General features: G+C 72.2%; 19 protein-coding genes. 13 read left to right on the top strand and 6 right to left on the bottom strand.

Annotation, left to right across the window (positions count from 1 at the left end):
• Positions 1-3: 3 nt before the first annotated feature.
• On the bottom strand, positions 4-309 hold the full coding sequence (locus ACFVVO_RS00420) for a PLD nuclease N-terminal domain-containing protein (protein ID WP_390050773.1): 306 nt from the start codon (positions 307-309) through the stop codon (positions 4-6).
• 153 nt (positions 310-462) lie between these two features.
• Here ACFVVO_RS00420 and ACFVVO_RS00425 point away from each other — a divergent pair, with 153 nt between their 5' ends.
• The 8 genes from ACFVVO_RS00425 to ACFVVO_RS00460 all read left to right on the top strand — a co-directional run bounded on the left by ACFVVO_RS00425 (position 463) and on the right by ACFVVO_RS00460 (position 6,921).
• The gene (locus tag ACFVVO_RS00425; RefSeq protein ID WP_390050774.1) at positions 463-1,920 is read left to right on the top strand and encodes a menaquinone biosynthesis decarboxylase; all 1,458 of its coding nucleotides are present in this window, start codon (positions 463-465) and stop codon (positions 1,918-1,920) included.
• The gene (gene mqnP, locus ACFVVO_RS00430; RefSeq protein ID WP_390050775.1) at positions 1,917-2,819 is read left to right on the top strand and encodes a menaquinone biosynthesis prenyltransferase MqnP; all 903 of its coding nucleotides are present in this window, start codon (positions 1,917-1,919) and stop codon (positions 2,817-2,819) included. The genes ACFVVO_RS00425 and mqnP overlap by 4 nt, the downstream gene beginning before the upstream one ends.
• 69 nt (positions 2,820-2,888) lie before the next feature.
• Positions 2,889-3,563: a UbiX family flavin prenyltransferase gene (locus ACFVVO_RS00435; RefSeq protein ID WP_390050776.1), complete on the top strand. Its 675-nt coding sequence runs from the start codon at positions 2,889-2,891 to the stop codon at positions 3,561-3,563.
• Positions 3,564-3,624: 61 nt separating this feature from the next.
• Positions 3,625-4,080 carry an Lrp/AsnC family transcriptional regulator gene (locus ACFVVO_RS00440; RefSeq protein WP_358928358.1) on the top strand — a complete coding sequence of 152 codons (456 nt, stop codon included), beginning with the start codon at positions 3,625-3,627 and terminating at the stop codon, positions 4,078-4,080.
• A gap of 38 nt (positions 4,081-4,118) precedes the next feature.
• Entirely contained in the window at positions 4,119-5,282 is a 1,164-nt protein-coding gene (mqnE, locus tag ACFVVO_RS00445) for an aminofutalosine synthase MqnE (RefSeq protein WP_390050777.1), read from the top strand.
• 9 nt (positions 5,283-5,291) lie between these two features.
• The gene (locus tag ACFVVO_RS00450; protein ID WP_390050778.1) at positions 5,292-5,816 is read left to right on the top strand and encodes a GNAT family N-acetyltransferase; all 525 of its coding nucleotides are present in this window, start codon (positions 5,292-5,294) and stop codon (positions 5,814-5,816) included.
• Positions 5,817-5,913: 97 nt separating this feature from the next.
• Positions 5,914-6,213: a DUF4229 domain-containing protein gene (locus tag ACFVVO_RS00455; RefSeq protein WP_390050779.1), complete on the top strand. Its 300-nt coding sequence runs from the start codon at positions 5,914-5,916 to the stop codon at positions 6,211-6,213.
• A 57-nt stretch (positions 6,214-6,270) separates the two neighbouring features.
• On the top strand, positions 6,271-6,921 hold the full coding sequence (locus ACFVVO_RS00460; protein WP_390050780.1) for a TetR/AcrR family transcriptional regulator: 651 nt from the start codon (positions 6,271-6,273) through the stop codon (positions 6,919-6,921).
• Positions 6,922-6,944: 23 nt separating this feature from the next.
• Here the strand turns inward: ACFVVO_RS00460 and ACFVVO_RS00465 are convergent, their stop codons facing one another.
• Both ACFVVO_RS00465 and ACFVVO_RS00470 read right to left on the bottom strand, forming a co-directional pair.
• Positions 6,945-7,814, bottom strand: coding sequence for a MaoC family dehydratase (locus tag ACFVVO_RS00465; RefSeq protein WP_390050781.1), 870 nt, complete (start codon positions 7,812-7,814; stop codon positions 6,945-6,947).
• A 1-nt stretch (position 7,815) separates the two neighbouring features.
• A complete protein-coding gene (locus tag ACFVVO_RS00470) occupies positions 7,816-9,117 on the bottom strand; it encodes a 3-oxoacyl-ACP reductase (RefSeq protein WP_390050782.1) in 1,302 nt (433 codons plus the stop codon).
• 91 nt (positions 9,118-9,208) lie between these two features.
• Between ACFVVO_RS00470 and ACFVVO_RS00475 the strand changes: the two genes are divergently transcribed.
• The 5 genes from ACFVVO_RS00475 (at position 9,209) to ACFVVO_RS00495 (ending at position 17,897) form a co-directional block, all read left to right on the top strand.
• Positions 9,209-10,507 (top strand): acetyl-CoA C-acetyltransferase, encoded by a 1,299-nt coding sequence (locus ACFVVO_RS00475; RefSeq protein WP_390050783.1) that lies wholly within the window; start codon positions 9,209-9,211, stop codon positions 10,505-10,507.
• Positions 10,508-10,776: 269 nt separating this feature from the next.
• Positions 10,777-12,720 carry an AMP-dependent synthetase/ligase gene (locus tag ACFVVO_RS00480; RefSeq protein ID WP_390050784.1) on the top strand — a complete coding sequence of 648 codons (1,944 nt, stop codon included), beginning with the start codon at positions 10,777-10,779 and terminating at the stop codon, positions 12,718-12,720.
• Positions 12,721-12,985: 265 nt separating this feature from the next.
• Positions 12,986-13,822 (top strand): hypothetical protein, encoded by an 837-nt coding sequence (locus ACFVVO_RS00485; protein ID WP_390050785.1) that lies wholly within the window; start codon positions 12,986-12,988, stop codon positions 13,820-13,822.
• An 87-nt stretch (positions 13,823-13,909) separates the two neighbouring features.
• Positions 13,910-14,704 carry a BTAD domain-containing putative transcriptional regulator gene (locus ACFVVO_RS00490; protein WP_390050786.1) on the top strand — a complete coding sequence of 265 codons (795 nt, stop codon included), beginning with the start codon at positions 13,910-13,912 and terminating at the stop codon, positions 14,702-14,704.
• A 145-nt stretch (positions 14,705-14,849) separates the two neighbouring features.
• A complete protein-coding gene (locus ACFVVO_RS00495) occupies positions 14,850-17,897 on the top strand; it encodes a BTAD domain-containing putative transcriptional regulator (RefSeq protein ID WP_390050787.1) in 3,048 nt (1,015 codons plus the stop codon).
• A gap of 404 nt (positions 17,898-18,301) precedes the next feature.
• On the opposite strand, the gene ACFVVO_RS00500 is transcribed toward ACFVVO_RS00495, so the two are convergent.
• The 3 genes from ACFVVO_RS00500 to ACFVVO_RS00510 all read right to left on the bottom strand — a co-directional run bounded on the left by ACFVVO_RS00500 (position 18,302) and on the right by ACFVVO_RS00510 (position 19,908).
• Positions 18,302-18,502, bottom strand: a complete 201-nt coding sequence (locus ACFVVO_RS00500) for a hypothetical protein (protein WP_390050788.1) — start codon at positions 18,500-18,502, stop codon at positions 18,302-18,304.
• Between the two features lie 164 nt (positions 18,503-18,666).
• On the bottom strand, positions 18,667-19,341 hold the full coding sequence (locus tag ACFVVO_RS00505; protein WP_390050789.1) for a class I SAM-dependent methyltransferase: 675 nt from the start codon (positions 19,339-19,341) through the stop codon (positions 18,667-18,669).
• A gap of 363 nt (positions 19,342-19,704) precedes the next feature.
• The gene (locus ACFVVO_RS00510; protein ID WP_003974443.1) at positions 19,705-19,908 is read right to left on the bottom strand and encodes a cold-shock protein; all 204 of its coding nucleotides are present in this window, start codon (positions 19,906-19,908) and stop codon (positions 19,705-19,707) included.
• Between the last annotated feature and the right edge of the window lie 238 nt (positions 19,909-20,146).

Genomic DNA, 20,146 nt, shown 5'->3' on the forward strand with positions numbered 1-20,146 from the left:
GGTTCAGTCGTTCCCGGGGTCGTCCCGATCGAGGGACTTCAGGAACTCGGGGTTGTCGTCGGGGGCGACCCAGCCCGAGTCCGGGTGCCGCTCGGCGGGCGTGCCACTGTTCGCGGCGGCCGGCTCCCGGACCTTGCCGGTGATCAGCCAGGCGACCGGGCCCACCAGCACCCAGCCGAAGACCAGGACGACGAGCAGCCACGCGCCCTTCGGCAGGTGGCGCACTTCTTCCTCGGGGGTGTTCAGGCAGTCGACGAAGGCGTAGATCCACAGCGCCAGCACCAGCAGGACGGGCAGATACCTGAGCATGACGTCGCGATCTCCCGAAGGTGTGGGACGGCCCCGGTGACAAGCCCAGGTTATCGGGTGACGGGCTGTGCCGACCCGGGGGCCGACACCGGACTCCCCGCCCGGGCAGGGGCGGGCGCAGGACAAAGGGGTACGTCGGCGATACTTGGGCGCATGGCTTACGACGATCTTCGCTCCCTGCTCAGGGCGCTGGAGCGCGAGGGAGACCTCAAGCGCATCAAGGCCGAGGTCGACCCGTACCTGGAGGTCGGGGAGATCGTCGACCGGGTCCAGAAGTCGGGCGGCCCCGCGCTGCTGTTCGAGAACGTGAAGGGCTCCACGATGCCCCTCGCGATGAACGTCTTCGGCACCGACCGGCGGCTGCTGAAGGCGCTGGACCTGAAGTCGTACGGCGAGATCTCCGAGAAGATCGGCGGGCTGCTGCGGCCCGAGCTGCCGCACGGGTTCGTGGGCGTGCGCGAGGCGTTCGGGAAGCTCGGCGCGATGGCGCACGTGCCGCCGAAGAAGGTGAAGCCCGACCACGCGCCCGTGCAGGAGGTCGTGCTGCGCGGCGAAGAGGTCTACCTCGACCGGCTCCCGGCGTTGTTCACCTGGCCGCAGGACGGCGGTTCCTTCTTCAACCTGGGCCTGACCCACACCAAGGACCCCGACACCGGCATCCGCAACCTCGGCCTGTACCGCCTGCAGCGGCACGACAAGCGGACCATCGGCATGCACTGGCAGATCCACAAGGACAGCCGGAACCACTACCAGGTGGCGGCCCGGCGCGGCGAGCGGCTGCCCGTCGCCATCGCCTTCGGCTGCCCGCCCGCCGTGACCTACGCCTCGACGGCTCCGCTGCCCGGGGACATCGACGAGTACCTGTTCGCCGGGTTCGTCGCGGGCAAGCGGATCGAGATGGTCGACTGCAAGACGGTCCCGCTCCAGGTCCCCGCCAACGCCGAGGTCGTGCTGGAGGGCTGGCTGGAGCCCGGCGAGATGCTCCCGGAGGGCCCCTTCGGCGACCACACCGGCTTCTACACCCCGCAGGAGCCGTTCCCGGCGCTGACCATCGACTGCGTGACGATGCGCAAGCGGCCGCTGCTGCAGTCGATTGTGGTCGGCAGGCCGCCCACCGAGGACGGCCCCCTCGGCCGCGCCACGGAGCGCTTCTTCCTGCCGCTGCTGAAGATCATCGTCCCGGACATCGTGGACTACCACCTGCCCGAGGCCGGCGGCTTCCACAACTGCGCGATCGTCTCGATCGACAAGAAGTACCCCAAGCACGCGCAGAAGGTGATGCACGCGATCTGGGGGGCACACATGATGTCCCTGACCAAACTCATCGTGGTCGTGGACGCCGACTGCGATGTGCACGACCTGCACGAGGTCGCCTGGCGTGCCCTGGGAAACACCGACTACGCCCGCGACCTCACGGTCGTCGAAGGCCCCGTCGACCACCTGGACCACGCCTCCTACCAGCAGTTCTGGGGCGGCAAGGCGGGCATCGACGCGACGAAGAAGTGGCCCGAGGAGGGCTACACGAGGGACGGCGGATGGCCGGAGATGGTCCTGTCGGACCCGGATACGGCGGCCCTGGTGGACCGCCGCTGGAAGGAGTACGGCCTGTGAGCAGCGCCTCCGCGGCACTACCGCGGCCGGGACGCACCAAGGCGTTCCTGCGCCTGGTGATGATCGAGCACTCGGTCTTCGCGCTTCCCTTCGCCTACATCGCCGCCCTCACCGCGATGTTCCAGCTCGACCGGAACGTCCACTGGGGCCGGCTCCTGCTCGTCACGGTCTGCATGGTGGGGCTGCGCACGTTCGCGATGGCGGTCAACCGGATCATCGACCGCGAGATCGACGCCCGCAACCCGCGCACGGCCCAGCGAGAGCTGGTCACCGGCGCGATGTCGGTGCGGCACGCCTGGACCGGCGCGCTGGTCGCGCTCGTGGTCTTCCTGGGCGCCGCGGCCCTGCTGAACCCGCTGTGCCTGGCGCTCGCTCCCCTCGCGGTGATCCCGATGGTGGTCTACCCGTACGGCAAGCGGTTCACCAACTTCCCGCAGGCCATCCTGGGCCTGGCCCAGGCGATGGGCCCGGTCGGCGGCTGGCTGGCGATCACCGGTGAGTGGTCCTGGAACGCGGTGATCCTCGGTCTCGCCGTCGGCGTCTGGATCGGCGGCTTCGACCTGATCTACGCCTGCCAGGACGTCGAGACCGACCGCGCGATCGGCGTCCGGTCGGTCCCGGCCCGCTTCGGCATCCCGGCCGCCGTATGGGGCGCCCGCGCCTGCCACACCGTCACCACGGCCCTGTTCGTCTGGTACGCCCTCGCCACCCACGCCGGCGCGTTCTTCTGGCTGGGCCTGGTCGTCGTGGCGGGAGCCTTCTGCTACGAGCACACCATCGTCCGCCCGCACGACCTGTCCCGGGTGAACAGGGCGTTCTTCAGCGTCAACGGTTTCATCGGTATCGCCCTGTTCGTGTGCGCGCTGCTGGACCTGCTGGTGCGGGGTCTGACGGTCTGAACACGGGGCGGTGCCGCGGTCGGGCCGACCCGTCCTGAACACGGTTCGGTCCGCCGGTACGCTCAAGGTGTGAACGCAGGAGAAACGCAGCGCGCGCCTTGGATCGTGGGGGTGTCCGGAGCTTCCGGTACGCCGTATGCGGCAGCCGTGCTGCGGGCGCTGCTGGACGCCGGTGAGGCGGTCGACCTGGTGGTCAGCCGGGCCTCGCGGCTGACGCTGCTGGACGAGACGGGGATCTCGTTCCGGGACGCGCACTGGCAGGAGGACCTGCGGGAATGGCTGGCCCGGGGGGCCGACGGCAAGCCCGGGACGTTCGAGGTGGACGTCAGCGGGGTGCGGTACTGGGGCGCGGGCGACCTCGCGGCGGGACCGTCCTCGGGGTCGTACCCGGCGCAGGGGATGCTGATCGTCCCGGCGTCCACGGCCTGTGTCGCCGGTGTCGCCCTCGGCCTCTCCAAGGACCTGCTGCAGCGCGCGGCGAGCGTCACACTGAAGGAGCGCCGGCCGCTCGTCGTGGCCGTACGGGAGACCCCCCTGAACGGTCAGACCCTGCGGCACCTGGTCGCGCTGGACGACGCCGGCGCGAGCGTGGTGCCGGCCTCGCCCGCCTTCTACGCGGGCGCCACCCACATCCAGGACCTGGTGGACTTCGTCGCCGGGCGGGTGCTGGACGCGGCGGGCGTCGGGCACGGCCTGTACCGGCGCTGGAAGGGCGAACTGGGCGGCGGCGCAGCGGGCCGCTAGCCGGGCAAGTCGCAGTACCTCTCATCACTTCGGGAAATCTTCAGCGGAAGGCTTCGATCGCATGGACGCGGTGGACAGGCAGCTCATCCAGGCCCTGAGGGAGAACGGCCGGGCCTCCTACGCGGAGCTGGGGCGCCTCGTCGGCCTGTCGGGACCCAGCGTCACCGACCGCATCAACCGGCTGGAGGCGGCCGGTGTCATCACCGGGTACCGCGCCACCGTGGACTCGGCCTCCCTCGGCCTCGGCGTGATCGCGCTGATCGGCATCTCGCTGTCCGACGCCGCCGACCACGAGGACGTGGCCCAGCGGCTGCGGGACCTGACGGAGATCGAGGACTGCTGGTTCATCGCCGGTGACGACTCGTTCATGCTCAAGGTGCGCTCCACGGACGTGGACGGTCTGGAGAAGACGATCCGGCGGCTGAGCGGCACCAAGGGCGTCTCCCGGACCCGTACCACGGTCGTGCTGTCCACGAAGTGGGAGAACCGGGTCGGGGAGTTGCCCGAAGAGGTCTAGGGATACCGTTGGTCGGGCTGTCGGAGAAAGGTGTTGGCATGGACGTCGGGCTCAAGCGCGAGCTGGAGGAGAAGGTCCGCTCCGGTGAGCGGCTGTCCCGCGAGGACGGCATCGCGCTGTACGAGTCGGACGACCTGGCCTGGCTGGGCGGACTCGCGCACGAGGTACGCACCCGCAAGAACGGTGACGTGGTGCACTTCAACGTCAACCGGCACCTCAACATGACCAACGTGTGCACGGCCTCCTGCGCCTACTGCTCCTTCCAGCGCAAGCCGGGGGAGAAGGACGCGTACACGATGCGCATCGAGGAGGCCGTCAAGCTCGCCAAGGCGATGGAGTCGGACAACCTCACCGAGCTGCACATCGTCAACGGCCTGCACCCGAACCTGCCGTGGCGGTACTACCCGCGTTCGCTGCGCGAGCTGAAGGCCGCGCTGCCGGACGTGTCGCTGAAGGCCTTCACGGCGACGGAGATCCACCACTTCGAGACCATCTCCGGGCTGAGCGCCTCCGAGATCCTCGACGAGCTGATCGACGCCGGCCTGGAGTCCCTCACCGGCGGTGGCGCCGAGATCTTCGACTGGGAGGTCCGGCAGCACATCGTGGACCACCGCACCCACTGGGAGGACTGGTCCCGCATCCACCGGCTGGCGCACGAGAAGGGCCTGAAGACCCCGTGCACCATGCTCTACGGCCACATCGAGGAGCCCCGGCACCGCGTCGACCATGTGCTGCGGCTGCGTGAACTGCAGGACGAGACCGGCGGGTTCCAGGTCTTCATCCCGCTGCGCTACCAGCACGACTTCGTGGACGTGAAGGACGGCAAGGTCCGCAACCGGCTCCAGGCGCGCACGCAGATGGCGACCGGCGCCGAGGCGCTGAAGACGTTCGCCGTCTCCCGGCTGCTGTTCGACAACGTCCCGCACGTGAAGGTCTTCTGGGTGATGCACGGTGTGCAGACCGCCCAGCTCGCCCTCCAGCACGGCGCCGACGACATGGACGGCTCGGTGGTCGAGTACAAGATCACCCATGACGCCGACAACTACGGCACCCCGAACAAGCTGACCCGCGAGGACCTGCTGGACCTGATCCGGGACGCCGGCTTCCGTCCGGTGGAGCGCAACACCCGCTACGAGATCATCCGCGAGTACGACGCCCCCGACCCCCTGCGCCGGGAGTCCCCGCAGGCGATGCGGATCTGAGCTCGCCGTATGCCCCTCACCTTCTCGCTCGACCCGGCGATCACCCCTGCCCTCCACGACGGCGTCCTCACGCTGTGGACGGACGTGACCAACGCGGGCGGGGCCGTCGGGTTCGTGCCCCCGGTGACGCGGGAGGACATACGCCCGGCACTGGTGAAGCAGCTCGCGGCGCTGGTCGGCGGCGGCATGCGGCTGCTCGTCGGGCACGACGAGGCGGGCGAGGTGGCCGCCACCGCCTTCGTGTCCTTCAACACGCACCGGCTGCAGACGCACTGGGTCTGGCTGTACACGGTGATGGTCCACCCGGGGCACCAGGGCAAGGGGTACGGCCGCGAGCTGATGGCGGCCGCCATGGACGCGGTCCGCGGCTTCGGCGGCATCGACGCGATCCGGCTCGGCTGCCGGGGCGGCCACGGCCTGGAGTACTTCTACGGCTCCTGCGGCTACAAGGAGGTCGGCCGGGTGCCCGGCGCCATCCGCGTCGCCCCCGACGACCACCGCGACGACATCACCATGCTGCTGCCGCTGGTCTGAGGCCCCGGACCCCCCGCGAAGATCGGCCGCCGGGCGTGCTTCACTGGACGATGCCCCGCGGGATTTCGGACCGTACGACACGGAAGAGTGGATTGAGATGCTCCGCTACACGCTGATGCGCCTCGGCATCTTCGCCGGCTGCCTCGTGGTCGTCTGGGGAGCCGTCTACTCCGGCATCTTCCCGCGCGGCTTCGGCGACTCGAACCTCCTGTGGGTGCTGCTCCTCGCGCTGGTGCTGTCGGCGCCGATCAGCTGGGTGGTGCTGCGCCGGGAGCGGGAGCGGGCCTCGGTGCGGATCGTGAACCGGGTGGACCGGATGAAGGCCAACCTGGACTCCAACCGCAGCCAGGAGGACGTGGCCGACGACACCACGCCGGCGCGGAGCCAGGCCTCCTGACGTCCCGGTCGGCCGTTGAGCGCCGGGCGCCCCGGCGGCACAACTAGGGTTCTCCCCATGGGTGCCGTGAAGACCAAGCGGATGCCGCGTGCGGTGCGGGAGCAGCAGATGCTCGACGCCGCCGTACGGATCTTCGGGCGGCGCGGGTACATGGCCGCGTCGATGGACGAGATCGCCGAACTGGCGGGCGTGTCCAAGCCGTTGGTGTACCTCTACCTGAACTCCAAGGAAGACCTCTTCACGGCGTGCATCCGCCGGGAGGCCAGGGCGCTGTCGGAGGCGGTCCGCAACGCCGTGCGCGGTGACCTGCCCGCCGACCGCCGGCTCTGGGACGGGCTCCAGGCGTTCTTCGCGCACACCGCCGAGCACCCCGACGGCTGGGCCGTGCTGCACCTCCAGGCCCGTACCCACGGCGAGCTGTTCGCCGCCGAGGTCACCGTGATGCGCGAGGAGATCGTCGCGTTCGTGACCCGGCTGATCGCCGTCGCGGCCCGCGAGGCCCACCGTGATCCGGACCTCGCCGAGCGCGAGGTCGCCGGGCTCGCCGAGGCCCTGGTCGGCGCCGCCGAGTCCCTCGCCGCCTGGGCGAACGCCACCCCGGGCACCACGGCACGGCAGGCGGCGGCCACCTTGATGAACTTCGCCTGGGCGGGCCTGGGCAACCTGATGCAGGGCCGGCCCTGGAGCCCGCCGCGCTTCGAGGACTGAGGTCCTGAGCCCGGCCGGGGGCCCTACGGCGTCAGCGCCCGTACCTCGCCGGTCAGGTGCGGCCGGTCCCCGGCCCCGCGCAGTTCGAAACGGCCGGTGCCGTCCGTGCCGTAGGTCACCGTTCCCGGCAGCGGCACCGGTGCCCGGAACCGGGCCTCGATCCGGGCCGCCTCGGGCGCGCCGTGGGCGGCCAGGCAGCGGGCCACCGTCCACATGCCGTGCGCGATGGCGCGCGGGAAGCCGAAGAGGCGTGCGGTCAGCGGGTGCAGATGGATGGGGTTGCGGTCCCCGGACGCGGCACCGTACCGGCGGCCGAGGTCGTCGGGGAGCCGCCACTCGGCCGCCACCGGAAGCGGGTGCCGCCGCTCCTCGTCGGACCCCGGGGCCTCACCGGCCCCCGCGCCCGTCCGGTGCCGGGCGAGATAGGTGCTCCGCGACTCCCATACGGCGTCCCCGCCGGCCCGCAGTTCGGTGACCACCGTGGCCTCGGTGCCGCGCCGGTGCGGGGCGAGACCGGCTACGCGCACGGCGAGTTCGTACTCCCCGGTGGCCGGCAGGCCGGCGCGGCGGACGATCCCGATCGAGGTGTGCACCAGGCCGAGCAGCGGCAGCGGGAAGTCCCGGCCGCTCATCAGGCGCATGGCCAACGGGAAGCCGAGGACGTGCGGGTAGGTGACGGGCATCGCGTCCGCGTCGTCGGCGGGACCGGGGGCGAATCCGCAGACCCGCTCGTAGGCGGCCAGCCGGGCCAGGTCCACGCGCAGGCCGGGCAGGACCAGACGGTCGCGCGGGAAGTCCGCCTCCGGGGACGGGCGCTTGAACGGCGAGCGCAGGGCGCCGCGGGCCAGCAGCGGGGCCAGCGCGGGGGTGGAGGACAGGGTGACGGCGGTCATCTCACGCTCCCAGCAGGCTCTGGCCGCACACGCGGACGACCTGGCCGTTGACCGCGCCGGAGGCCGGGTGGGCGAGCCAGGCGGTGGTCTCGGCGACGTCGGCCGGCAGGCCTCCTTGCGCGAGGGAGTTCATCCGGCGGCCGGCCTCCCGGATGAACAGCGGGATCGCGGCCGTCATCCGGGTCTCGACGAACCCGGGCGCGACCGCGTTCACGGTCACCCCGTGCTCCGCGAGCGCGCGCGGCGCGAGGGACCGTACGAGGCCCACGACGCCCGCCTTGCTCGCGCCGTAGTTGGTCTGCCCGGCGTTGCCCGCGAGCCCGGCGATGGAGGCGGTGGCCACGATCCGGCCGCCGGAGCGCAGCGCGCCCTTGGCGAGCAGGGCGTCGGTGGTGCGCAGCACGCTGCCCAGGTTCACCTCCAGCACCGTGCTCCAGCGGTCCGCGGGCATGTTGACCAGCCGGCGGTCCCGGGTGATGCCCGCGTTGTGGATCAGGGCGTCCAGTCCGTCGGGGAGAGCGCCGGCGATGCGCTCGCCCGCGTCGTCGGCGGTGATGTCCAGGGCGAGGGCGGTGCCGCCGAGCCGCTCGGCGACCCGGCGGGCGTCCGCCTCCGCGGCGGGCACGTCGAGCACGACGACATGGGCGCCGTCCCGGGCCAGCGTCTCGGCGACGGCCTCGCCGATCCCGCGCGCGGCGCCGGTGACCAGCGCGGTCCGCCCGGCGAGCGGCTTCGACCAGTCGGCCGGGGCGATGGCCGGCCCGGCGCCGACCTCGACCACCTGGCCGCTGACGTAGGCCGACCTGGGCGAGAGCAGGAAGCGCAGGGTGGACTCGGCGGCGGCCGCGTCGGTCAGCCGGACCAGATTGACGGTCCTGCCCCGGCCGATCTCCTTGCCGAGCGAGCGGGTGAGGCCCTCCAGGGCCTGCTGGGCGGCGGCCTGGTGGTGGTCGGTGGGGTCGAGCGGGGCACCGAGGACCAGGACCCGGCCGCTCGGCGCGACGGACCGTACGACGGGACGCAGGGCCGCGTGCACCTCGCCGAGCGTCTCGACGTCCCGTACGCCGGTGGCGTCCAGGACGACGGCGGCCGGGTCCCGGTCGCCGGCGGTGAGGCCGGTGCGGGCGAGCACGCGGGCCGGGTCCAGGGCGGAGGTCCCGGCCGTCAGATGCAGCAGCGGGCCGTCCAGCGCCGGGTGTTCGGCCGACCAGCGGCGCAGCTCGGCCGGCTGGGGCAGACCCAGGCGCCGGGTGAGGAAACGGCCCGGTGCCGTGGCGGTGAGGCTCAGGTAGCGGTCGGCCATGTCCAACTCCCGTGCGACTCGGTCAAAGATGCTTACTCTGGAGTAAGGTTACCGGAGGTAAGCCTATGTCACGGCTGAGGAGCAGGTCGAGATGAGTTCCCTCGCAACCCCGTCCGAGCGCCCCCGGGTGCGGCGTGTCGCGGTGATCGGCGGCACCCGCCTCCCGTTCGCCCGCTCCGACGGCCCGTACGCCACCGCCTCCAACCGGCGGATGCTCACCGCGGTCCTCGACAGCCTGGCCGAGCGGTACGGCCTCGACGGGCCGGGCGCCGTGGGCGAGTTCGTGGCCGGGGCCGTCCTCAAGCACAGCCGGGACTTCAACCTGGCCCGCGAGAGCGTGCTCGGCTCCCGGCTGGACCCGCGCACCCCCGCCTACGACATCCAGCAGGCCTGCGGCACCGGGCTCCAGGCCGTCATCGCCGCCGCCAACAAGATCGCCCTCGGCCAGACCGAGTCGGCGGTCGCGGGCGGCGCCGACACCGCGAGCGACGCGCCCCTCGGCGTCAACGACCGGCTGCGCAGGATCCTGTTGGAGGCCCGCCGGGCGAGGACCACGGGCGCCCGGCTGAAGGCCCTCGCCGCGATCCGCCCCGGGCACCTGGTCCCCGACATCCCGCGCAACGCCGAGCCGCGCACCGGACTTTCGATGGGCGAACACGCGGCGGTGACCGCACGCGCCTGGGGCATCACCCGGGAGGCGCAGGACGAACTGGCCGCCACCAGTCACCGGCGGCTGGCGGCGGCGTACGACAGGGGCTTCTTCGACGACCTGGTCGTCCCCTTCCGCGGCCTGGACCGCGACCAGAACCTGCGTCCCACCTCCACCCCGGAGGAACTGGCCGCCCTGAAACCGGTGTTCGGCCTGCAGGACCCCGGGCCCACCATGACCGCAGGCAACTCGACCCCGCTCACCGACGGCGCGGCCCTCGTCCTGCTGGCGAGCGAGGACTGGGCCGAGGCGCGCGGCCTCCAGCCCCTCGCCCTCCTCACCGCGTACGAGACGGCCGCCGTCGACTTCGCGCACGGTGACGCGGCGGGCGGCGAGGACGGCCTGCTGATGGCCCCGGCGTACGCGGTGCCGCGCCTGCTGGAGCGCACCGGTCTCGGCCTGGACGACTTCGACCTGATCGAGGTCCACGAGGCCTTCGCCTCCCAGGTGCTGGCCACGCTCGCCGCCTGGGAGAAGCGGGGGCTGCCGGCCGTGGACCGGGCCCGGCTGAACGTGGCCGGGTCGTCGCTGGCCACCGGGCATCCGTTCGCGGCGACCGGGGCGCGGATCGTCGCCACCCTGGCGAAGCTGCTCGCGGAGCGGGACGGGCCCGGCAGGGGCCTGATCTCCGTCTGTGCGGCCGGCGGCCAGGGCGTGACCGCGATCCTGGAACGCCCGTGAAACCACTGGCCGGCGGGCCGGACCGGCCTGGGGCGGTGAGTGTGAGCCAGGGAACATGAACGTCTCTCACATGATCCTTGAGGCTGCACACCCCCGTCCCCGGACCATCCCTGAACTCGCACAATCCCCCCACAGTCGACCCGTACGATCACCTGCCTAACCGCCGGTAACTCCTTACTGCGGGACCGCCGCCGGTGAACGCCTCGCCGCCCGAGGCACGTACGTCAGGCAGCAAGCAGTTCGCCGCTGCACGCCCGAGGAGCCGCCCCGTGTCCACTCCGTACCCGAGCGCCCCGGTCTCCTCCGGCGCCCCCGTCCAGGCCACCGACTACGACGGCCTGCCGGTCCTGGTGGAACCCGAGACCCGGCGGCTGGACGGTGCCGTACGGGAGGCGTACGTCCCGCCGTTCGCACCGCCGGTGCGGCACGGCTCGCTCGCGGAACTGCCGTTCGAGAACGCCGAGGCCGACCCCGGCGCCGTCGTGCTCAGCCGCAGGACGGCCGACGGCCGCTGGACGGACGTGACGGCGGCGCAGTTCGCCGCCGAGGTGCTCGCGGTGGCCAAGGGCCTGATCGCGTCGGGGCTGACGCCGGGCGACCGGATCGCGGTGATGGCCCGGACCAGGTACGAGTGGACGCTGCTCGACTTCGCCGCCTGGGCGGCCGGCCTGGTCACGGTCCCCGTCTATCCCACGTCCTCCGTCTTCCAGACCCGCTGGATCCTGCACGACTCCGGCGCGGTCGCCCTGGTCACCGAGACCGGCGCCCAGGCCGCGGCGATGGGCCCCGAACTGGAGCGATTGCCCGACCTCGGGCACCTGTGGGTGATGGAGCAGGGGCACGTGGACCGGCTGGCGGAGCTGGGCGCCGAGGTGCCGGACGGCGAAGTGGCCGTACGCCGCGGCATGCTGAGCCCCGACACCCTCGCCACACTCATCTACACCTCCGGCACCACCGGCCGCCCCAAGGGCTGCGTGCTGTCGCACGGCAACTTCTTCGCCGAGGTCGACAACGCCATTCAGCTCCTCCACCCGGTCTTCCGGACCGGATCGGCCGAGGAGGCGTCGGTACTGCTGTTCCTGCCGATGTCCCACGTCTTCGGGCGGATGGTGGCGATCGCCTGCGTACGCGCCCGGGTCCGGCTCGGGCACGCGCCGAGCCTGAAGGCCGAGGACCTGCTGCCCGACCTCGCCGCCTTCCGGCCGACCTGCCTGCTGACCATCCCGTACATGCTGGAGAAGATCTTCAACTCCGCGCGGGCCAAGGCGGAGGAGGGCGGCCGGGCGGGCGCCTTCGACCGGGCGACCGCGGTGGCCGTGCGGTACGGCGAGGCGCTCGAGGCCCGGCAGACCGGCACCGGCGGCGGCCCCAACCGGGCCCTGCGCACGACCCGTTCCTTCTACGACCCGCTCGTCTACCGGCGCATCCGCAACGCCATGGGCGGCAGGGTCAAGTACGTCATCTGCGGCGGCTCACCGCTCGGCCGGCGCCTGGCCGCGTTCTACGCCGGCGCCGGGATCGAGGTCTTCGAGGGGTACGGCCTGACGGAGACCGCCGGCGCCTCCACGGTCACCCCGCCGCTCAAGCCCCGGCTGGGCACGGTCGGCTGGCCGCTGCCCGGCACCCGGGTGCGGATCGCGGCGGACGGGGAGATCCTGCTCGCCGGCGACCATGTGCTGCGCGGCTACTGGGACCCGCAGGCCGGCGGAGTGGTCCCCGCCACCCAGGACGGCTGGCTGCCCACCGGCGACATAGGCGAGCTGGACGACGAGGGCTATCTGACCATCACCGGCCGCAAGAAGGAACTGCTGATCACGGCCGGCGGCAAGTCGGTGGCCCCGGCCCCGCTGGAGAACTGGCTGCGCCAGCACCCGCTGATCTCGCAGGTCATGCTCGTCGGCGACGGGCGCCCGTACGTCGCCGCCCTCGTCACCCTGGACCCCGACGGCATCACCCACTGGCGCCAGATGAACGGCAGGCATCCGGTGCCGCCGGAACTCCTGGTCGGGGACGCCGAGCTGGAAGCCGTCCTGCAGCGTGCCCTGGACGAGGCCAACCGGCTGGTGTCCCGCCCCGAGTCGATCCGCCGGTTCGCCGTGCTGCCCGTGGACTTCACCGAGGAGGCGGGCCATCTGACCCCCTCGATGAAGCTGCGCAGGGAACGGATCACGCAGGACTTCGCCCAGGAGGTCGAAAGCCTCTACGAACGCTGACGCGTTCGGCGCGCGAAGCGGGGAAAACGGCCGGACAGAGGTGCTGACCGGCTGCTCTGTCCTTACCGTGAAACCGCCCCCGGCAAGTGCCCGGGAACCGGTAGCGTACAAGGGGGTCCTGTGGTGCCCACGGTTCGTCAGCCCCCCTCAGAAGTACGCGTTCCGGGCACTCGCACCACCTCGGGAACCGGCCGGGACCGGATCGGTATCGGCCGCTCGTAGCCTGCCTTTCCACCCCCGCCTACTCCGTCCCCCGAGCAGAGGCATGAAAGAACACAACGACGTCCGCCGGATCTTCCTGCTGAACCCGGACCCGCGCCTCGTCCGCCAGGCCGCGCGCGCGGAAGTCCAAGTGCGCTCCATACGGGCCGACGCCACGGACGAGGCGGCGCTGCGCGCACCCCTCGCCGAGGCCGCGGAGGCCGGGCTGTGCGTCAACCCGGCCCGTGCCCTCGTGGTGCTGTCCGCCCCGGCCGCCGTGCAGCGCCTCGTCCGCGACAACCGGCTCTCGCCCGGCGGCACCGAGGTGGCCCCCGGCGACCTGCGGCTGACCGTGGAGACGCTGAGCGTGCACGGCATGCACCAGGCCGTCGCGATCGTCGCCCGCACGCCCTACGGCCTGCTCCACCCCGCGCCGCTCACGGCCGACACCGCCGCCGAGGTGCGCGCGGTGGTGACCGCGCTGCTGGACCTGACCGGATACCAGTACGGTCCGGCCCATTCGAGCGTCGCCCTCACCCCGCGCGGCCCGGTGATCACCGGCTGCCGGTCGGGTCTCGGCGACGACCCGGTGCCGGAACTGGTCAAGGCGGCCGGCGGGCTGGACCTGGCGGCCGGGGCGGTGGAAGTGCTGGCCGGGCGACTGGTCGACACGGTGCGGCCGAACCGCTTCGCCGCCGCCGCGCTCATCAGCCCGCCGTGGCGGCTGGCGGAGGCGGAGGTGGGTGGCCTGCCGCACGTCCGGTACGTCTCACTGCCCGAGGCGCCGCACCCCGGCCACCTCGTCGTCGGCGCCGACTCGCCCGACGTGGCGGCCCGGCGGGTGGCCTCGCTACGGGCGCTCGTCGTCGGTGACGACACCCGGCCGGGAACGGACCGGTAACGATCCGGTAGCCGGGCCCCGCACTGTTGATACGTCGCCGGAAGAAGGACGACGACGCCAGCGACATCAACGGGAGGCGGAGTCAGGATGCTGAAGTTCTCGATCCTCGGGGCACTGCAGATCCGTACCGTGTCCGGCCCTGCGGAGATCTCCGGCGACCTGCAGCGCACCCTGGTGCAGGCTCTGCTGATCAGCGAGGGCCAGCCGGTTTCCGGGGAGAGCCTGGTCGAGGAGATGTGGGGGGACGCCGTACCCGACAACCAGGCCAACGCCCTGCAGGCGCACGTCAGCCGGCTGCGCCGCAAGCTGCGCGGGCTGGAGCCGGGCCGGGCGGGTTCCAGGGTGACCATCCACCCCTCGGGCTACCGGCTCGTCGTGGGGGACGGCGAGTTGGACGCCGCCGAGTTCGTCAGGGCCGTACGGCATGCCGAGTCGTGCCGCGGGGGCGACCCGGCGTACACCGCCCGGCTTCTCGGCGACGCGCTCGCGCTGTGGCGCGGCCCGGTCTTCGGCGGCTTCGCCTGCGGAACCCTGTGCCAGCTCGCGGGTGCCCGCTACGACGAGTACCGGATGCGCGCCATGGAACTGCGCTTCGACGCCGAGCTGCGGCTCGGCCGGCACGCGGCGGTCCTCGCCGAGCTGACCGACGCGCACACCAACCACCCGCTGCGGGAGCGGTTCTGCGAGCAGCTCATGATCGCCCTGTACTGCTCGGGGCGGCAGGCCGACGCCCTGGACGTCTTCCGCCGCATGCGCCGCCACCTCGACGACGAACTCGGCATCCAGCCGTCGCCCGCGTTGCGCCAGGTGGAGAGCGCCATCCTGTGCCACGACCCGGCGTTGGCCGGAGATACGCGGTCCGTTCTCCCACAGCTCGCCTGAAGATGGTCCGGCTTTGGGCGCGGACCAAGGGGTAACCCTTGTAACGTGAAGTCGTCTTCCGATGTGACAGGTTCGGGGTACAACCTAGGATTGTCCCGAACATCGGGGGGGCTGAGCAGTACGACGGGGCGGGGGGACGGGTTACGTGGAGTCGGCGGCATCCGGTCTGCCTGTCGTGCGCTTCAACATCCTTGGTTCGCTGGAAGGGTGGCACGGCGACCGGCGGCTGAGACTCGGCAGCCCCACCCAGGAACGGGTGCTGGTCACGCTGTTACTGGAGCCGGGGCGCATGGTGCCGATGCCCAGGCTGGTGACCGCCGCCTGGGAGGACGAGCCGCCGCAGACCGCGGGTCACCAGATCCGCAAGGCCGTCGCCGCGCTGCGCACCCGCATCCCCGGCGGCTCCTCCCTGATCGTCACCGACGGCGCCGGATACCGGGCCGTGCTCGAAGAAGAGCAGCTCGACCTGCACGAGTTCGGCCGGCGTGCGCGTGAGGCGCGCCAGGCGGTGGCCGCCGGACGGCCCGCCGAGGCGGTCGGCCATCTGCGGGCCTGCCTGGACCTGTGGCGCGGCCCGGTCATGGCGGGCGCGGGCGGCCCGGTGATCTCCGCGGCCTCCGCCGCCCTCGAGGAACGGCACATGGCGGTCGCCGAGCAGTACTTCGAGCTGCAGCTCGAACTCGGCGAGTCCGGCGACCTGGTCGGACCGCTGCGCGAGCTGGTCACCGCGCACCCGCTCCGGGAGACCTTGCGCGGACGACTGATGCTCGCCCTGTACCGGGGCGGGCGGCAGGCGGAGGCGCTGGAGGAGTTCGGCCGGATGCGCGAACTCCTCGTGGAGGAACTGGGCATCGACCCGGGTGCCGAACTGACCCGGCTGTACGAGGCCATCCTGCGCGACAGCCCCGAAGTGGCCCCCCGGGTGCCCCAGTCGGTGGCCGACCGCGCCGCCCTGCTGGTGCCAGCCCCGCCGGCCCAGCCGTCCGGGTCCGAACCGGCGCCCTGCACCCTGCCGTACGACCTGCCGGACTTCACCGGCCGGGACGCGGAACTGGCCCGGCTGCTGAAGGTGGGCCAGGCGTCGGCCGCCGAGCGGACCCGGATCGTCGGTGTGGACGGCATGGGCGGCAGCGGCAAGACAGCGCTCGCCGTGCACGCCGCCCACCAGCTCGCCGCCGACTACCCCGACGGCCAGCTCTTCATAGACCTGCGCGGATTCAGCCCCGGCGAGAAGGCCCAGGAGCCGGGCGCCGTGCTGCACTCGCTGCTGCGCACCCTCGGAGTACCGGACGACCGCATTCCCGACGACCTGGAGAGACGCACCGCCCTGTGGCGAAGCGTTTCCGCGCGGCGGAAGCTGCTGCTCCTCCTGGACAACGCCGCCGACGCCGCACAGATCCGGCCACTGCTGCCCGCCTCCGAGGACTCCCTGGCCATCCTCACCGGCCGGGTGCGCATGCTCGACCTCGACGCCGCCGAGTGGCTCTCCCTCGGGCAGCTCTCCGCCGACGACAGCACCACGCTGCTCAACCGGATGCTCGGCGCCGACCGCACCGCCGCCGAACCCGACGCCGTCGCCCTGCTGGCCGACCTGTGCGGCGGCCTGCCCCTCGCCCTGCGCATCACCACCGCCCGGCTGCGCAACCGGCCCCGCTGGACCGTCCGGTACCTGGTCGACCGGCTCGCCGACGAGACCCGGCGGCTGCGCGAGCTGAGCGCCGGGGAACGCAGCGTCGAGGCCACGCTCAGGCTGTCGTACCAGGCGATGGAGGAGGACCAGCGTGTGGCGTTCCGGCTCCTCGGGCTGCATCCGGGGAGCACCATCGACGTCCACTCCGCCGCCGCGCTGCTCGGCACCGGCGTCCATGACGCCGAGGACGCCCTCGAACTGCTCCTCGACGCGCATCTGCTGGAGCAGCACGAGGCGGGGCTGTACGGCTTCCACGACCTGGTGCGCACCTACGCGATGAGCGTGCGGGAGGCCGAGGACGACGAGGAGGCCGCGGTCGAGCGGCTGGTGTCGTACTACACGGTCGCCACCGACATGGCCTGCGAGACGCTATTCCCCGGCCGCAGCCGCTACGGCGACCCGCCCGCCTCCGGCAGCCCCGAGCTGCCCCGGCTGGACGGCGACGAGGGGGCGCTGCGCTGGTTCGACCGCGAGTACGACGCACTGCTCGCGGTCGCCACCCAGGCGGGCACGCGGGGGCTGCACCGCTACGCCGCGCTGCTCGCCCGCAATCTGCTCTTCTACCTCGATCTGCGCGGCAACTACGAGGAGTTCCGGGTCGTCGGCCGCATCGGCGTCGGCGCCTGCCGGCAGCTCGACGACCCGGCGCTGCTCAGCATCAGCCTGGGCAACCTGGCCGTGGGCCACTGGTGGCTCGGCGACTTCCAGGACGGCATCACCACCGCCCAGGAAGCCCTGAAGCTGGCCTCCGCCGACGACCGCCGGGGCGAGGCCATGTGCATCGACGTCCTCGGCCTGCTGCACGGCGCGCTCGGCAACTTCGACGAGGCCCGCGCCTACCTCGTCCAGGGCATCGCCCTGCACCAGGAGCTGGGCTCGGCCCGGATGGAGGCGCAGGCCCTGGACAACCTCAGCACGGTGGAGACCTGGTCGGGCCACTACGCCGAGGGCGCCCGGTACGCGGCCCGGGCCACCGAGCTGAACCGCAGCCTCGGCGACCGCAGCAACGAGATCGCCTCACTCACCTGGCTGGCCCTGGCCCACCTCGGCACCGACGAGGACGAGCGGGCCCGCGCCTGTCTCGCCCAGGCCCTCGAACTGTGCGACGAGTCCCGCAAGCCCGCGAACGTGGCCGTCGTCCTCGCCCACTGGGCGCAGGTCTGCCAGCGCCTCGGCGAGGTGCGCTCGGCCGCCGAACACGCCGAGCGGGCCCTGGAACTGGTCTCCGCCGAGGGTACGGCGCTGCGCCAGGCATCCGTGGTCAACGTTGTCGCACTGGTCCACCTGCGGCGCGGCGCGCCCGAGCGGGCGATGGAACTGCACCGCCACGCCTACGAGCTGGCGTCCCGCCTCGGCTACCGCATCGAGATGGCCCGCGCCCTGCTGGGCCTCGCGGAAGCCGCCCACGAACTGGGCGACGACCCGACGGCCCACACCCACCGGCGGGCGGCGGAGGACCTGTACGACGCGATGGGCGTAACCCAGGAGGGCCGCCGACTGTAGCCGTGGCCTCACGGCTGAACGGGGGCCTGTGGTTGACCGGGGTTCCTGTGGTTGACCGGCCGGCCCGTGGCTGGACCATCGGCCGCGCGTCCGGCAGCCTTGCGCGCGTTCGGCGGTCCCGTGCGTGGCCGGACCGGCTTTGCGGTTGATCGACTGGCCTTGTGGTTCATCGGTGGCCTCGCGGTCGGCTGAGGGCCTCGCCGTCGGCCGGCCTCGGGGCTGACGGACCGGCCTCGTGGTTGATCGGTGGCCCGTGGCCGACTGGTGGGCCTGCGCCCGACCGGCCGGCCCGGCGGCAGGGCAGTGGTCCCGCGGGGGCCGTCCAGCGAAACGGCACCGGCGGGGGTGGGGCCCGGCCGGTGCCGTTGGTCGCTGGGGTGTGCGCCGCGGGGGGCGCGGTGGGGTCAGCCCTGGGTGAAGCCGGGCCCGTGTCCGTTCGCCAGGGCCGGCGCGTCCGCCTGGTGGCCCGTGAAGCCGGAGGCGACGTGCACCAGGGCGTCCTGCACACCGGTCGCCGGAACGGCCGCGGCGGTACCGAGTGCGAGGACACCGGCGCCGGTGAGCGTGGCCAGAACCGTCTTCGTACGCAGTGCGATGGTGCGCATGTCGTGACTCCCCCTGGGTATACGGATCGGGATCCGGTCGCCGCTTTCTCCCCGGCGCCGCAACCGATGCTGGGGGGAGTCGATCCCCATGCCGTCCCCGCCGGTTACCGGCACAGGTCGCGCTCCCGGTACTCCCGGTTTCAACCGCTAACGGAGCCCCTGAGTCACCCTCGGACATGCGTAGTGACCTGGGCGGACTTCCGGGCGAGGAGAAAGGCCTGGGATACCGATTCGCCGAGACGCTCCTCGGGTTCGCGCACCGTGCGCCAGGCGAGGCCGAACCCCGCTTCCCCGAGCAGCCGCGTCATGTGCTCGGGGCGGCGCCGTTGGAAGTCGAGCGTCACCGGGTGACCCCACGGGCGGTCGAGCCGGAGCGGCCGCTCCCCGGCCTGGAAGGCGAGCAGCAACTGCCCGCCGGGGGCCAGCACCCGGTGGAACCCGGACAGCAGGGCGGCCAGCTCGTCCACAGGGGTGTGGATGGTCGAGTAGTAGGCCACCACCCCGGCCAGGGAACCGTCGGCGAGAGGCAGATCCAGCATGGAGCCGAGCTCGAAGCGCAGTCCCGGGTTCTCACGGCGGGCGATCGCGAGCATGGACTCGGACAGGTCGAGCCCGAAGACGTCGAGACCGAGCGAGGCCAGGTATCCGGTGACCAGGCCCGGGCCGCAGCCGAGGTCGGCCACCGTCCCGCCGGCGGGGACCGCTTCGGCGTAGGCGGCGAGCAGGGCCCGGTCCAGCGGCCGGTCGGCGAGCGAGTCCTTGAAGTGGTCGGCGTAGTCGGCGGCGATGGTGTCGTAGAAGACACGGGTGGCGGTGAGGAAGTCCTGGGCGTCCGTCATGGCCCGGGACCGTAGCCGGAACCACTGACAGACCCGCGATACCGGTCACACGCCCCGTTTGCCTCGCCGCCCGCCGACGGGCGGCGTATCCCCGGCCGAGTCCGAGGTGTCGACGGCGGGGCGAGGGGGGCGAATTGGTATCCGGCGATTACCCGACCGCCCCGGGCGCGTGGTCCCCTCCTGCGGAGCGCCGGTCCGGATCCCGTCCTCGTTGTCCCGGCGCACGGCGCACATGAGGGACGGACGCACCGAGAATTCGCCGGGAATTCACGAAAGCGCCGGCCCGGAAAAGGCAGGAGCCCCGTCGCCGTACGGCGTGGGGCTCCTTGGGTACTGCACTCAGGTTCTGCGATCAGGCAGTGATCAGACGGGGGTGACGTTCTCCGCCTGCGGACCCTTCGGGCCCTGCGTCACGTCGAAGGAGACCTGCTGGTTCTCCTCGAGCGAGCGGAAGCCCTGGGCGTTGATCGCGGAGTAGTGAACGAAGACGTCGGGGCCGCCGCCCTCCTGGGCGATGAAGCCAAAGCCCTTTTCGGCGTTGAACCACTTAACGGTTCCGGTAGCCATAAGCCCTCCTTGGGCCCAAAAGGGTTGCCCTGCTCCAGAACCTGCACGTGCGAAACGGTGCTGCACAACTGCATTCGTCTGAATACGACGAGAGCCCGCGGTCACATGCTCCGCAGGCTCTGTACTGCAAGGGAAACCAAACTGCAACTTGCGGCGAGCCTAGCACGCAGGCAGCCGAAAGCAATAGAGGTCAAGATCACTTCACCCGAATGTTTGAACGTCCACTCGAGTGGGTTGA

The sequence above is a fragment of the Streptomyces sp. NPDC058145 genome (assembly GCF_042884245.1).
GTDB lineage: Bacteria > Actinomycetota > Actinomycetes > Streptomycetales > Streptomycetaceae > Streptomyces.

Bases quoted from the DNA above. Each gene is read 5' to 3' on its own strand.
- ACFVVO_RS00420 (WP_390050773.1), bottom strand. From the start codon at position 309: ATGCTCAGGTATCTGCCCGTCCTGCTGGTGCTGGCGCTGTGGATCTAC.
- ACFVVO_RS00425 (WP_390050774.1), top strand. From the start codon at position 463: ATGGCTTACGACGATCTTCGCTCCCTGCTCAGGGCGCTGGAGCGCGAG.
- ACFVVO_RS00440 (WP_358928358.1), top strand. From the start codon at position 3,625: ATGGACGCGGTGGACAGGCAGCTCATCCAGGCCCTGAGGGAGAACGGC.
- mqnE (WP_390050777.1), top strand. From the start codon at position 4,119: ATGGACGTCGGGCTCAAGCGCGAGCTGGAGGAGAAGGTCCGCTCCGGT.
- ACFVVO_RS00450 (WP_390050778.1), top strand. From the start codon at position 5,292: ATGCCCCTCACCTTCTCGCTCGACCCGGCGATCACCCCTGCCCTCCAC.
- ACFVVO_RS00455 (WP_390050779.1), top strand. From the start codon at position 5,914: ATGCTCCGCTACACGCTGATGCGCCTCGGCATCTTCGCCGGCTGCCTC.
- ACFVVO_RS00460 (WP_390050780.1), top strand. From the start codon at position 6,271: ATGGGTGCCGTGAAGACCAAGCGGATGCCGCGTGCGGTGCGGGAGCAG.
- ACFVVO_RS00465 (WP_390050781.1), bottom strand. From the start codon at position 7,814: ATGACCGCCGTCACCCTGTCCTCCACCCCCGCGCTGGCCCCGCTGCTG.
- ACFVVO_RS00470 (WP_390050782.1), bottom strand. From the start codon at position 9,117: ATGGCCGACCGCTACCTGAGCCTCACCGCCACGGCACCGGGCCGTTTC.
- ACFVVO_RS00475 (WP_390050783.1), top strand. From the start codon at position 9,209: ATGAGTTCCCTCGCAACCCCGTCCGAGCGCCCCCGGGTGCGGCGTGTC.
- ACFVVO_RS00485 (WP_390050785.1), top strand. From the start codon at position 12,986: ATGAAAGAACACAACGACGTCCGCCGGATCTTCCTGCTGAACCCGGAC.
- ACFVVO_RS00490 (WP_390050786.1), top strand. From the start codon at position 13,910: ATGCTGAAGTTCTCGATCCTCGGGGCACTGCAGATCCGTACCGTGTCC.
- ACFVVO_RS00500 (WP_390050788.1), bottom strand. From the start codon at position 18,502: ATGCGCACCATCGCACTGCGTACGAAGACGGTTCTGGCCACGCTCACC.
- ACFVVO_RS00505 (WP_390050789.1), bottom strand. From the start codon at position 19,341: ATGACGGACGCCCAGGACTTCCTCACCGCCACCCGTGTCTTCTACGAC.
- ACFVVO_RS00510 (WP_003974443.1), bottom strand. From the start codon at position 19,908: ATGGCTACCGGAACCGTTAAGTGGTTCAACGCCGAAAAGGGCTTTGGC.